General features: G+C 35.6%; 1 protein-coding gene. It reads left to right on the plus strand.

Features of this window, described 5'->3' with window-relative positions:
- Positions 1-39: 39 nt before the first annotated feature.
- Positions 40-371 (plus strand): proton-conducting transporter transmembrane domain-containing protein (locus DF185_RS24935; RefSeq protein WP_498365940.1); only part of this gene is annotated, 332 nt, incomplete at its 3' end.

Below are 371 nucleotides of genomic sequence, written 5' to 3' on the forward strand. Positions count from 1 at the left end.
CTTCTTCTAACGACCTACGCTTTTTGTTATAATTTTAAAATGGACGATCCATTAATTCAACTGTCCGAAGATTATAAATGGATCGATTTTTTTGATTTTTACTGGAGAATGGGAATAGATGGACTTTCTATAGGAACTATTTTACTGACGGGATTTATTACTACTTTAGCCACTTTAGCGGCTTTTCCAGTTACTCGGGATTCCCGATTTTTTCATTTCCTGATGTTAGCAATGTACAGCGGTCAAATAGGATCATTTTCTTCTCGAGATCTTTTACTTTTTTTCATCATGTGGGAGTTAGAATTAATTCCTGTTTATCTACTCCTATCTATGTGGGGAGGGAAGAAACGTCTGTACTCAGCTACAAAGTT

Origin of the sequence: Marinifilum breve (genome assembly GCF_003202155.1) — a bacterium.
Lineage (GTDB): Bacteria > Bacteroidota > Bacteroidia > Bacteroidales > Marinifilaceae > Marinifilum > Marinifilum breve.